Origin of the sequence: Psychrobacter sp. AH5 (assembly GCF_040371085.1) — a bacterium.
Lineage (GTDB): Bacteria > Pseudomonadota > Gammaproteobacteria > Pseudomonadales > Moraxellaceae > Psychrobacter.
The window spans coordinates 1,869,006-1,881,576 of record NZ_JAMBMT010000001.1 but is presented as its reverse complement, the minus strand read 5'-3'; the positions used below and the strand labels follow the sequence as shown (position 1 = coordinate 1,881,576).

10 protein-coding genes are annotated in these 12,571 nt (G+C 42.0%); 8 read left to right on the top strand and 2 right to left on the bottom strand.

Features of this window, described 5'->3' with window-relative positions; all coding sequences use genetic code 11:
- Positions 1 to 224 precede the first annotated feature (224 nt).
- Both M0N77_RS07940 and M0N77_RS07935 read left to right on the top strand, forming a co-directional pair.
- Complete coding sequence (locus M0N77_RS07940) at positions 225 to 839, top strand: hypothetical protein (protein ID WP_353104685.1); 615 nt, start codon at positions 225 to 227, stop codon at positions 837 to 839.
- A gap of 80 nt (positions 840 to 919) precedes the next feature.
- Positions 920 to 1,465 carry a hypothetical protein gene (locus M0N77_RS07935; protein WP_353104684.1) on the top strand — a complete coding sequence of 182 codons (546 nt, stop codon included), beginning with the start codon at positions 920 to 922 and terminating at the stop codon, positions 1,463 to 1,465.
- A 55-nt stretch (positions 1,466 to 1,520) separates the two neighbouring features.
- On the opposite strand, the gene M0N77_RS07930 is transcribed toward M0N77_RS07935, so the two are convergent.
- Together M0N77_RS07930 and rluB are read right to left on the bottom strand one after the other, a co-directional pair.
- On the bottom strand, positions 1,521 to 2,513 hold the full coding sequence (locus M0N77_RS07930) for an IS110 family transposase (protein ID WP_353104683.1): 993 nt from the start codon (positions 2,511 to 2,513) through the stop codon (positions 1,521 to 1,523).
- A 350-nt stretch (positions 2,514 to 2,863) separates the two neighbouring features.
- Positions 2,864 to 3,793 (bottom strand): 23S rRNA pseudouridine(2605) synthase RluB, encoded by a 930-nt coding sequence (gene rluB / locus M0N77_RS07925; protein WP_353104682.1) that lies wholly within the window; start codon positions 3,791 to 3,793, stop codon positions 2,864 to 2,866.
- 466 nt (positions 3,794 to 4,259) lie between these two features.
- On the opposite strand from rluB, the gene M0N77_RS07920 reads away from it, so the two are divergent.
- The 6 genes from M0N77_RS07920 to wecB all read left to right on the top strand — a co-directional run bounded on the left by M0N77_RS07920 (position 4,260) and on the right by wecB (position 12,561).
- Complete coding sequence (locus M0N77_RS07920) at positions 4,260 to 5,363, top strand: polysaccharide biosynthesis/export family protein (protein WP_353104681.1); 1,104 nt, start codon at positions 4,260 to 4,262, stop codon at positions 5,361 to 5,363.
- A 12-nt stretch (positions 5,364 to 5,375) separates the two neighbouring features.
- Positions 5,376 to 5,807, top strand: coding sequence for a low molecular weight protein-tyrosine-phosphatase (locus M0N77_RS07915; protein ID WP_353104680.1), 432 nt, complete (start codon positions 5,376 to 5,378; stop codon positions 5,805 to 5,807).
- A 73-nt stretch (positions 5,808 to 5,880) separates the two neighbouring features.
- Entirely contained in the window at positions 5,881 to 8,085 is a 2,205-nt protein-coding gene (locus M0N77_RS07910; RefSeq protein WP_353104679.1) for a polysaccharide biosynthesis tyrosine autokinase, read from the top strand.
- Positions 8,086 to 8,150: 65 nt separating this feature from the next.
- Complete coding sequence (locus tag M0N77_RS07905; RefSeq protein WP_353104678.1) at positions 8,151 to 10,160, top strand: nucleoside-diphosphate sugar epimerase/dehydratase; 2,010 nt, start codon at positions 8,151 to 8,153, stop codon at positions 10,158 to 10,160.
- A 75-nt stretch (positions 10,161 to 10,235) separates the two neighbouring features.
- Entirely contained in the window at positions 10,236 to 11,249 is a 1,014-nt protein-coding gene (galE, locus tag M0N77_RS07900) for a UDP-glucose 4-epimerase GalE (protein WP_353104677.1), read from the top strand.
- A gap of 187 nt (positions 11,250 to 11,436) precedes the next feature.
- Complete coding sequence (wecB, locus tag M0N77_RS07895) at positions 11,437 to 12,561, top strand: non-hydrolyzing UDP-N-acetylglucosamine 2-epimerase (RefSeq protein ID WP_353104676.1); 1,125 nt, start codon at positions 11,437 to 11,439, stop codon at positions 12,559 to 12,561.
- Positions 12,562 to 12,571: the final 10 nt, after the last annotated feature.

The window sequence follows — 12,571 nt, the reverse complement described above, 5'->3', positions numbered from 1 at the left end:
TAACTTTTAAAAAATAAAAGCTATTTAAATAAAATAGAGACGCTATATTAAGACGTGCTACTGGTATAAATTTTCCTGGCGTGCTGCGTTCCCAGAGGCTGCATAAAATTCATCCCAGTAGCACTACATTTATTTTATAGTGGATCGACTGCATATATTTTTATATCAGATTAACTATATTAACTACCAAAATTAGAGCGCTAAATAATAACAAGGATACCTTAATGACCCAAGTAACCGCCATGTTTGTGATGTTTATCCTATACGGTGTACTACCAGCCGCTGGCTTGTACTTGGGTTATCGCGGTATCAAAAAGGTAACCGCGCCAAAGATGCTTGAATATAAGGCTATGCCGCAATTGGGCTATATTCCCGAAAAAAGCTTGCCAGCTGAGGTAAAAGCATTGCTTGATGAGATCAATAAAAAAGGCGAAAAATTGCGAGTTATTTATGGCGATAGTAATAATGATGGCAAAATCGACGACACTGATACCGTCACCGAAACTTATATTATGATTCAAAACTTAATGGATAAGCATATCCCTGAGGCGGTTGCGGACTATCGTCGTCTTCATGACTTAGATGGCGCTCGTGCTGATACTACCAAGATTAAGCACTCTGATGTCACCGGTAAAGAAGCTTTATTAGAAGTGCTCAGCACCATAAACCGTCAGTTCGATGATTTACTTGAGGCCTCCTACCATCAAGATGGACAAAAGCTACTGATTACCAATCGCTATTTACAACAGCGCTTTGATAGCTCTAATAGTACAAATCTTTCACAGGCTCCACACATCGCTAGAGCTGAGACAGCACTAACAGATGATAGCAAGTCGTAACTATGATAAAGATTTTAGCCATTCATGATAGTAAGCGGCGTCAACACAATAAAGGGTAAAAGAATAAAGGGTTTAGTGCTATGAGCATACTGATAGGCGTTGGCATTGCGGCTACCATCGGCGTCATTTATGCAGGCAAAAAAAGCTGGCAAGCATTGCATAAAGCGGTCGGTATTACGCCAGGTGTGCTAGTGTATCAAGATCCTAACAAACCGCTAGCATTAGCCGATATACGTTGGCGACAGCTGACTTTGCATAAACAACATCTAGCGGTTTTGACTGAGCAGCAGTGGCAACAGCTACAGCATATTGATGAGCGAGTAGCAGTTTATAACGACTATCAGCACAGCTTGCAGCAGCAAAATGTTACCTTAGCCTTTACTGAGCAGCAGTTTGTACTACATAAGCTATTACATACGCGCCTGCCTGAGATGCTAGCCAGTCATTATCATTTGCTTAAACAAGAGAGTAAGACTGAAGATAGTAAGCAACAAGAAGCAAGCCAGTTATTGCAAGCGATGTTAAATGATATTGAGATAAGGCTGGAGTCATTATTAGAGCAAATGCAAAATAAACATTTGCAAGATTTACGAGTGATGAAGCAGTATATGGATAGCCATAGTTAAGAGCTTATGCTCAATAGTAAGGCGTTTTCGTAGATACCATCTTGCCGAATCATAATCAAGCAGCAATTTTTGTGGTTTGAGGCTGATAAGGCATTTGGTGTTTTAGAACACCAAAGCAGATATGTACCAGTTTACGCATGGCTGCACAGATGGCCTGCATCTTGCATTTACCATTAGCTAGCAGACGTTCGTACTGTGCTTTAATATCAGGGTTGTATCTCGTTGAGACCACCGCTGCCATGTAGAGCTTAGCTCTGATGCTACTTGAGCCGTTCTTAGCTAAGCGAGTTTTACCTCTAAACTGACCCGACTGTACTTGTTTGGGTATCAGTCCTAAGAAGGCAGCCGCTTGTGAGGCTTGGGTAAAGCTTTTATTGTGCATAAGCGTTAGCATCTGTCTTGAGGTGGCAGGACCGACGCCTTTAATACTCTTAAGTAGCTCTTGGTCTTGCTTAAGGTTCGGATGATTATTGATATGATCGTCAATATCACCGTTTAGCTTGGCAATGGCTTCTTGTAGAGCAGCTATCATCTGCTCAATGGAGGCACTAACAATGGGCGCAGTGTCCGTAGCCTCAGCTTTTTCTTGGCGATTTTGCTCTCGCTGTAAGTCATGTTGCAGAGCATCTAAGCGCGAAAGCAATGACTTTAGATGACGCGCCTCAGCTGGCGGCGGTGTCCATAAGTCCGGTTTCGTAGTCGCGGTATAGCGAGCTAATAGTATGCTGTCTTTCTTGTCGGTCTTATGACGCGAGCCTAAGCTGTCCGCATAGCTTCTCACAAATGCAGGATTGACGATACTCACTCTAAGACCTTGGTCATGCAGGTAGTAGGCAAGGTTTTCGTGATAAACGCCAGTAGCTTCAACCGTAATGTGAAGGTTGCTTAAGTCTTCAGTTACGTTCGCTTTGAGCCAGTGAATAAGGTTGGGATAGTCAGCGTGTTCATTTTTATAGACTTTGGTTTTAACTTTGTTCTTGTCGATGTCTCTAATCCAAGCTAAATCAAGTTTGGCTTTGCTGACATCGATACCGATATAATGAGTCATCTTATTATCTTCCCTTGTTCATTCAGTGTCACTCAAAAGAGGCACTTGGATACCATTCAGAGTATGAAGATGAAAGGATGAGCATTGGGCGTTATCTACGTCACAGTGTCTAGGCACTAAGGGTGCGCTCACGCTGCCAATGCTCGGATTAGATGATAAATTGTAGCAAGCTTCGATGAAGTTATCATCTAGTCAAGATACAAGGGTGCGCCTCGCGTACCAGCCTACGCGAACTTAACTCTCTTATGAATAAGTCTGGTAAAAATAGCCCATAAAAAACGGCCATTGATATCTAATATCAATGGCCGTTTTTGTGTATCAGCTTATATTCTCAAAAAAACAAGCCTAACTTAGCGCTTGTTATTGCGATCGCGGGTATTGCGCGAGCCGCGGCTAGCAGGACTACCGCTAGTTTTGGGTTTAGCGCCATTTCGGCTATCACTGCTGCGACTACTATCGCTACGACGCGCTTTTAAAGGCTTATTTTTGATCCGTTCTTGTTTTTCTTTGGCGGCGCCATGTAAGCCGGTGCCGTAGCGAGGACGCATAGCTACTAAGTCCGTCAAAGTATTGATCTCTTTTTTATCAAGCTCCATAAAGCGCCCGGTACGTAGCTCTTTTGGCAAGACAATACTACCGTAGCTGGTACGAAGGAGACGGCTGACTTTTAGCCCTTGCGACTCAAATAAACGACGTACTTCGCGATTACGTCCTTCTTTTAGTTTGACGTGATACCACTTATTGACGCCTTCTCCGCCGCCCTCTTTGATATCTTCGAACTGGGCCATACCGTCCTCTAACATCACGCCAGAGGTTAGGGTGCGTGCGATATCAGGGGTCACTTCGCCCAGTACGCGTACGGCATATTCGCGAGTAATCTCATTCGAGGGGTGCATCAAGCGATGGGCCATCTCGCCATCATTGGTAAATAATAATAAACCAGTAGAGTTGATATCTAAGCGGCCAACCATCACCCAGCGATCATGAGTGAGCTTGGGCAGGCGCTCAAAGACAGTAGGGCGGCCTTCTGGATCATTGGCAGAACAAATCTCGCCCTCAGGCTTATAGTAAGCGATGACGCGGCGACGCTTCTCATTTTCGCTGGTGTACTTGATTTGACGACCATCGACACGAATCTCATCGCCTGGACTGACTCTATCGCCGATAGTAGCCGGGCCATTATTGACGGACACGCGGCCTGCTTTGATCACTTCTTCCATTTGACGGCGTGAGCCAAGACCCATACGGGCCAGCGCTTTTTGGAGTTTTTCGTCTTTCATAACGATATCCTTGAATCGGGTGGGTGGTTACATTTCTCAATGTAGTAGTGTAAAGAGTGCTAAAATGTTGCGATGAGCAAGACATCAATCTAGCGCTCGATATTTTACGCTATTTTTGCTCATAAAGCAGCTTCTAAAATTAGAGAGTCATTTTTGAGCCCTTATTATCTTTGTTTATAGCACAAATATAATATCTACTTTGCAAAAGTAGCCTAGACTAGAAAAGAGTCTTGTCATGGTTGTGATTAATATTTGTTTTTAAAGAAAATTATATGATATTTGCAGTAAAGCACCAAAGGGTAATAACAAAAAAAGTGAACAAAAATAATAAGAAGAGATGAATTTTTAATCAATTATGCTATGATGGCTTTTTTTTTGGTAGTACGAATGTACTATTACTACATTAGCTATATTAAGCGGTTATTGACGACTATTGTTTATAATTGTACTTCATAAGGTATGCATTATGCGCCAATCCCTTAAACTTTTGAGTGCCTCAAGCTTATTGCTTATGACTTTATGGTCTGCTGGATGTGCAACGACGACAATAAATTCGGGCTTGCAAGCAGGTGATCTGCCTCCGGTAGGTGACTTTGTCGCTGCAAACGGGCTACAATTTCATATTCAACCGTTAAATCTGGCAACCTTGCCAGCTCCGCAAGTCAGCCGTCCTACCAATGATATCTACCAGCTTATTGCTAGCTCAAGAAAAGCAGAGTACCGTATCGCTCCGGGTGATATTTTAGCTATCAATTTGGTAGGCTATCCGGATATGAATGCGTCATCCTCCAGTGGAAATACGCCTAACGCATCAGGCTATCCGGTAGATCAGCAAGGGTTTGTGCAGTATCCTTTGGTCGGAAGAGTAAAAGCTAGTGGTATGAGTGTACCGCAATTTACGGCTAGTTTACAAAACAAGCTACAGCGCTATCTCAAGTATTCAGATCCACAAGTTAAGATCATCAATTATCGCGGTAATAAGTTCTTTATAGATGGCGAAGTCAAGCAGCCTGGCGAGTTTGCCATCGAGGACGCGCCAGTATCTTTGTATGGTGCAATCTCTAAAGCAGGGGGAGCCACGGAGACTGGCGACTCAAACAGTATTGTGCTAAATCGTAATGGCCGAAACTATAATATTGGCTTGCAAGATTTGCGGCAAATAGGCGCTTCTGGTAATCAGCTTTATATCCAAGATGGCGATTCTATCCATGTCAATAGTCAGAGCCGTAATACCGTTTATGTATTGGGCGAGTTCGGTCAAATTGAGCCAGTACCTATCTTAGAGCAAGGTCTGAGCTTAGCACAAGCATTAGGCCGCTCCAAAGGTTTGAATTCAGCTACCGCTAATGCGGCAAAGATATATGTAGTGCGTGACAATCCAAGCTATCAGCGTACCAATATCTATTATGTCGATATGCAAACGATCACCAACTTAGCCATCGCTAATCGCTTTGAGATGCAGCCGAACGATATTCTCTATGTCGATCCTACTGGCTTAGCACGTTGGAACCGAGTTATCAGCTCTATATTACCCTCAACTTCTGCCATCCGATCTTTATCAGGCTTATAGGTTACTAGCATTATGGCTTTTGAAAATATCTTGGTAGTTTGTGTAGGTAATATATGCCGTAGCCCTATAGCCGAGGCAGTATTAGCACAGCAGTATCCTAATAAAACTATTGACTCTGCTGGACTATCAGCAGTAGTAGGTAATGGCGCTGATCCTAATGCACTAGCGGTTATGTCAGAGCTTGGGATTGATATGTCTGATCATATTGCTAAGCAGATCGATGAAGATTTGGTGAGTAAAGCGGATCTTATTTTGACGATGTCTACTAACCAAACCAAATGGATAGAAGATCGTTGGCCGCATTGCCGTGGTAAGACCTTCCGTATTGGGCACTGGATTGATCAAGACATTGCCGATCCGTATCGGCATGATCTTTCAGTATTTGAAGACGCTAGACAAGATATTTTTGATAGCTTGAAGCCTTGGGCTGATAAAATAAGCTAAGCGCTTGCTATTAATTCAGTAATATCGATTTATTGATATTAAGCTACCTATTTAAAATGATGAACCCAAAGTTATGACTATAGATCCGCAAAATAGCTCCAAAACGGCTGTCGAAAAAGAAGACGATGAAATCGACCTAATGGCGCTACTATTAGTGTTATTACGTGGCTGGAAGACCGTTTTGTTTTTTGCTTTGTTAGGACTGGCAATCGGCGTATTATATAGCCGTTATGTCAACCCCACTTTTAAATCAGATGCACTCATTCAGATTGAAGAAAACTCTAAAGGGATTGCTGCATTAGGCGAGAGTATCTCGGATTTGGTAGGCTCAGAAGCTAGTAAGGCGCAAGCCGAGGCTGAGTTAATCAGGTCACGTATGATCTTAGAGCCAGTGGTTTCGCTATTAAATTTGCGTATCAAGCTTGCCGATCCTAATATTAGCGCTATCGATAGAATTGCTAATGATGCTATAGAAACTCAAGTCAATAGCGTAGAGGGAGTAGCATTAGATAGTGATAAGGGCCGTGCTCACGTCAGTCAGTTTGACGTCTCGCGCGGTTATCTTAATCGTAGCTTTACTTTGACTAAGTCAGAGAGCGGTTTTGTATTAAATGATGGTTTTGATGATTTTAAGGGCCAACTGGGTAAAGCTTATAAGTTTCGTGGCACCGATGGTGAGATCTTTATCACCGTCAATGAGTTACCTGATGATAACTATCCTATTAATATCAGTAAGCAGTCGTTAAAAGAAACGATAGACAATATTAATAGTTCGTTATCAGTGGTAGAACAAGGAAAGCAAACCGGAATTATTCAGCTGTCAATGACGGGCAATAGCCAGCAGCGAGTGACTAGCGTACTCAACCAAATCGTCTTATCATATATTGATCAAAACCAGTCGCGGGGCTCAGAAGAGACCACCAAAACGCTTAAGTTTATGGAAACTCAGATTCCAGCATTGAAGAAGAAGCTAGAAGATTCTGAGGCTGTGTTTAATGAGTTCCGTATCAAATACGGTACTATTGATGTTAGTAAAGAAGCTGAGCTCCTGCTAGCTGAAAACTCACAAATCGATAGCCAGCTCAACGAGCTAAAGCTTAAAAAAGCAGATTTAACCACTTATTATACTAATGAGCATCCATTAGTAGTACAGATCAATGAGCAGCTAGCGGTGCTCAATAGTAGAAAGCAAGAGATCGATAATACTATTGCTGGTTTACCTGAGATTCAAAGAGAGTTCTTAAAGCTATCAGAAGATACCGCCATCAATAGAGAGATATATCTAACGCTACTAAAAAACTATGAGCAGCTTAAGATCGTCAAAGCGGGTCAAATTGGCTTTGCGCGTATTATTGATTTGCCGATTAGTACTTACAAAGCTATCGCTCCCAAAAAGCTACAAATTATAGTTTTAGCGCTACTATTAGGCGCTATGCTAGGAACGATGCTAGTACTACTAAAAAGTTTACTGCGTAATGTGGTCAAAGATCCAGAACGTTTGGAAGCCAAGACAGGTATACCCGTCATCGCCACTATTCCGCGCTCGCCGCTGTTAACTCGGCTACGTAAGAATAAAAAATCGCCAGAGCGTTTGCTTGCTCATGTGGATAACAATAGCTTGAGTTATGAAGCGATTAAAAGCCTTAGAACCAGCCTTGTATTTGGTATGCCAGCTAGTACTGAAGTGGGTCATCGAGCGAAGGTCATTCTTATTACTGGTGAGAGCCCGGGGGTAGGTAAGTCTTTTATCTCCGCTAATTTATCTGAGGTATTTGCCCAGCTGAATAAAAAGGTGTTGATCATTGATGCTGATATGCGTCTAGGTGGGCTACATAAAACCTTTAATATGACTCAAGATAATGGGCTTGGCGATTATTTAACGCAGCAGACGGCATTAGCAACTGTCATACATCCGACTACTATGGATAATATCGACTTTATGCCGCGTGGACAGCATCCAAAGAATCCAACTTCGCTGCTATCTAGTGATAAATTTGAGCAAATGATGACTGAGCTTAACGAGCACTATGACTATATTGTCATTGATTCACCGCCCATATTAGCAGCTTCGGATGCGATGATTATGTCGCATTATGCTGATAAAGTGCTAATGGTAGCGCGTTATGATCAGTCGGTAGAAGGGCAGGTGACTTATGCTATCAAGCAGATGCAAAAAGGTAATATTCAAGTTGACGGGATTATTCTTAATGATGTAAAACAAGGCTTGATGAGTAAATACAGTTATCATTACAGCTATGCTTATGGCAATAATAAGTAATCTGCTTAGGGTTACTCATTGGCTTGCTTTTTTAAACTTTTATTCATATAAATTAGTGATTTGTTATGTCTATATCTTCAGAGCTAAACCCTACAGCAAAAAAGGGTAATAGACGTTTGACAAAGCGTAGCGCTGAGTATTTACTAGGCCTACCGCGCACCACCAAGCGTACTATCTTAATGCTAGCTGATTATATTATGTCAGCGGTATGCTTGTTCTTTGCTATTGCCGCGCGTTATGGTTATATCGATCAGCATATAAGTACCATAGCGCTAGCTTTTTATGCGCTGATACCAGTAATCGGTCTCTACCTTATTGGCTTTTATAGAGGGGTGGCGCGTAGCTTTTTCGATTCGGCGATGGGTAAAGTGCTACAGCTGTTCTTTATGTTGATTATCGCCGCGCAAGCGGTGCTTTATTTCAAGCTGATACCTGGTATGCCACGTGCGGTGCCTATTTTATATCTGTTTTTATTTTTTATTTGGTTATGGAATAGTCGCCTGACCATCAGAGAGCTATTATCGCGCTGGCAAGGTCAGCGTCCGCTGCGTCGTCAGCTCAATGATGACTATGATAATGTACTGATTTATGGCGCAGGTGAAGCCGGTAAAGAGTTGTTTGAGGGTCTTAGAAACTCACATAAATATAATGTCGTCGCCTTCATTGATGATGATACGCAGCTGACCGGTGCTTATGTCCTTGGCAAGCGTATCTATGGAGCGGATGAATTAATCGATATTGTCGCAAAGCTGGATATCTCACAAGTGTTCTTAGCGATCCCTTCTATTAGCCGTGCGAGCAAAAGAAAGATCATCGATAAGCTATCGGGTATCTCTATTCAGATCAAAGAGCTCCCAAGCCTAGAGGAGATTGTCGATGGCAAAGTGACAGTCAGTAGCATGCGCAAAGTCGATATCCTAGACGTATTAGATCGGCAAACGGTTGAGCCAGTAGAGAGCTTGCTTGAGCGTAATATCAAGGATAAATGCGTACTAGTCACCGGTGCTGGCGGCTCTATCGGTAGTGAGCTGTGCCGACAAATAATCAAAAACCGCCCTAAGCATTTGGTACTGTACGAGCTATCTGAATTTGCACTATATAGCGTACATCAAGAGCTGATAGCCAAGGTCGCTAGCAAGGATATTTACAAGGGCATCGAGGTCATCGCGGTCATCGGTAACGTCACTAACGAGGCCAATCTACTACGAGTACTTAAGCGCTATCAAATTCAGACGGTGTATCATGCCGCCGCCTATAAACACGTGCCTATTGTCGAGCATAATCCCTTTGAGGGCGCGATAAATAATAGCAAAGGTACTTATCACTGTGCTCGCGCTGCTATTGAGGCGAAGGTTGAGACTTTTGTATTGATCTCAACCGATAAAGCAGTGAGGCCGACCAATGTCATGGGCGCAACCAAGCGCTTAGCCGAGCTGGTCTGTCAGGCGCTGAGCCAAAAAAACAACCCCAATAATAATCATACCCTTATCAGTATGGTGCGCTTCGGTAATGTGCTAGGCTCATCAGGCTCAGTGGTGCCAGTATTTACCAAGCAAATCGCCCAAGGTAAGCCTATTACGGTGACGCACCCTGAGGTGACTCGTTATTTTATGACTATTCCTGAAGCGGCCAATTTAGTCATTCAAGCAGGCGCAATGGCTAAAGGTGGCGAGGTGTTCGTTCTCGATATGGGCGCTCCGGTAAAAATCGTCGATTTAGCAAAGCGTATGATTCAATTAAGTGGCTTTGAGGTAAAAGATCAAACCCATCCGTATGGTGATATAGAGATTACCTATACGGGACTAAGACCCGGCGAAAAGCTATATGAAGAGCTGATCATCGGCGAAGATAATGTGGAGGATACTGATCATCCGCTCATTATGCAGGCGATGGAGACGAGCTTTCCATTGCTAGAGATTGAAGAGACGTTACAACAGCTAGCGCAAAGAGCGCAGCACTATGATGTGGATTGGCTTAAGCAAGAGTTTCGCTATTTTGTCGCAGGGTATCAGGATGGTACGCCTACTGAAGAATTAGCGTTTAATGAAAATAATATTATTAAAGAGGTTGGTTAAAATCTTTATGATCAATATTGATGATATTGAAATTGTAAAGATATTTAGTACTTTTAGATTTTATAAGGTGATTTTATGATTTTATTGACTGGTGGGGCAGGCTATATTGGCTCACATATGCTCTTAACTCTATTGCAAGCGAATCATAACGTCGTTGTGTTAGATAATTTATCAAATAGTAGCCACGAGTCTGTTAAGAGAGTCGAAGCTCTGAGTAACCGTCAGTGTGATTTTATTGAAGGCGATATTAGGGATAGCCAGTGTTTAGATAATATTTTTAATAATTATGATATTGACGCTGTGTTGCACTTTGCCGGTCTAAAAGCGGTAGGTGAAAGCGTTGATAAGCCTATGCTTTACTTTGATAATAACATTAACGGCAGCTTACAATTATTGCAAGCTATGCAGCAGTTTGACGTTAAAAAAATAGTGTTTAGCTCTTCTGCTACCGTCTACGGTGATCCAGATGATTTACCCGTTGCTGAGGACTGCCCTATGTCCATGCCTACAAATCCCTATGGCTATACCAAAATGGCGGTAGAGCAAATGCTGATGCAGGTAATCAACTCTGATCCTACTTGGTCGGTAGCAGCATTAAGATATTTTAATCCAGTAGGCGCTCACGAAAGCGGTATGATTGGTGAAGATCCTAATGGCATCCCGAATAATCTGTTGCCTTATATCGCTCAGGTGGCTATCGGTAAGAGAGCTAAGCTTTCTGTCTATGGTGATGATTATGATACCCATGATGGAACAGGCGTGCGTGACTATATACACGTTATGGATTTGGTTGAAGGTCACTTAAGTGCGTTAGATTACATTAGTGGTCATCAAGGATATCATGTGTGGAATTTAGGAGCTGGTAGCGGTCACTCTGTCTTAGATATGGTAAAAGCGTTTGAGAGAGCCAGTAATACTAAGATCCCTTATCAAATTGTAGATAAAAGAGGGGGCGATATCGCCAGTTGTTACGCCGATGCAACTAAGGCTCATCAACAATTGAATTGGTCTACCCAAAGATCTGTTGAAGATATGATGCAAGACACTTGGCGGTGGCAAACTCAAAATCCAAATGGCTATGTTAATTAGCTTTTGCATCTTATAAATTAAAACTTAAAGATTATTTGTTTTACTGATATTTTGTAAACCTTGTCTAAAACACTATAAGAAATGAAACAAAATTAGAGTTTTTATTTAAATATATACTATAAGTAATTGATGAAAGATTGTAATTCTAAAAAAATTGATAAAACTCAAGAAAAATAGGAAATACATAATGAAAAAGATACTCTTAGTATTTGGAACACGCCCTGAAGCGATAAAAATGGCTCCTTTGGCAATATCGCTAAAAAAGTCAAGTGTGCACTTTGAAACTAAAGTCTGTGTGACGGGTCAGCACAGAGAGATGTTAGATCAGGTGCTGAGCCTATTTGAGTTGGAGCCAGACTTTGACTTGAATTTGATGAAGCCAGGACAAACTTTGGCTGATATTACCTCTGGGGTTTTGAAAGGACTTAATGAAGTATTTGATACTTGGCTGCCTGATGTCATATTGGTTCATGGTGATACGGCAACTACTTTTGCTGCCTCACTAGCCGCTTACTATCATAAAGTGCAGGTAGGTCATGTCGAGGCAGGCTTACGTACTGGCGATATATATTCTCCATGGCCTGAAGAAGCCAACCGACAATTAACCAGCGTCTTAACGCAGTATCATTTTGCCCCAACACGAAACTCTTATGACAATCTTATTAAAGAAAATATTGATGCCACTAATATTGTCATTACAGGCAATACCGTCATTGACGCTTTGTTAACGGTTAAAGAAAAAGTTGAAACTGATCAGGAGATGCAAGCAAAATTTGCACAGCAGTTCGATTTCTTGGATGCGAGTAAGAAGCTTATTTTAGTAACTGGTCATCGCCGAGAGAACTTCGGTCAAGGGTTTGAAGATATCTGCTTAGCACTTGCTAATATCGCTCAAAAAAACCCAGAGGTACAAATTGTTTATCCCGTACATCTTAATCCTAACGTACAGAAACCAGTCAATGAGTTATTATCAGGCATCGATAATATCAAATTGATTGAACCTCAAGATTACTTACCTTTTGTCTATCTAATGAATAAGAGTTATCTGATTTTGACAGATTCAGGTGGTATTCAAGAGGAAGCGCCTTCTTTGTGTAAACCAGTATTAGTCATGCGTGATACGACGGAACGTCCAGAAGCGGTATCAGCAGGGACGGTAAAACTGGTTGGGACTAATCCTGTTGTGATTGAGGGTTCAGTGATGGAACTGCTAGAAAACCAAGACTTATATAAAAAGATGACAGAAGCCCATAACCCTTATGGAGATGGTACTGCATGTCAGCAAATCATCAATTTTTTGAAAAATGTCTAACATAATATAA

Coding starts and splice junctions, on each gene's coding strand:
- wecB (WP_353104676.1), top strand. CDS start 11,437: ATGAAAAAGATACTCTTAGTATTTGGAACACGCCCTGAAGCGATAAAA.
- M0N77_RS07930 (WP_353104683.1), bottom strand. CDS start 2,513: ATGACTCATTATATCGGTATCGATGTCAGCAAAGCCAAACTTGATTTA.
- M0N77_RS07910 (WP_353104679.1), top strand. CDS start 5,881: ATGACTATAGATCCGCAAAATAGCTCCAAAACGGCTGTCGAAAAAGAA.
- M0N77_RS07935 (WP_353104684.1), top strand. CDS start 920: ATGAGCATACTGATAGGCGTTGGCATTGCGGCTACCATCGGCGTCATT.
- M0N77_RS07940 (WP_353104685.1), top strand. CDS start 225: ATGACCCAAGTAACCGCCATGTTTGTGATGTTTATCCTATACGGTGTA.
- M0N77_RS07915 (WP_353104680.1), top strand. CDS start 5,376: ATGGCTTTTGAAAATATCTTGGTAGTTTGTGTAGGTAATATATGCCGT.
- M0N77_RS07920 (WP_353104681.1), top strand. CDS start 4,260: ATGCGCCAATCCCTTAAACTTTTGAGTGCCTCAAGCTTATTGCTTATG.
- galE (WP_353104677.1), top strand. CDS start 10,236: ATGATTTTATTGACTGGTGGGGCAGGCTATATTGGCTCACATATGCTC.
- M0N77_RS07905 (WP_353104678.1), top strand. CDS start 8,151: ATGTCTATATCTTCAGAGCTAAACCCTACAGCAAAAAAGGGTAATAGA.
- rluB (WP_353104682.1), bottom strand. CDS start 3,793: ATGAAAGACGAAAAACTCCAAAAAGCGCTGGCCCGTATGGGTCTTGGC.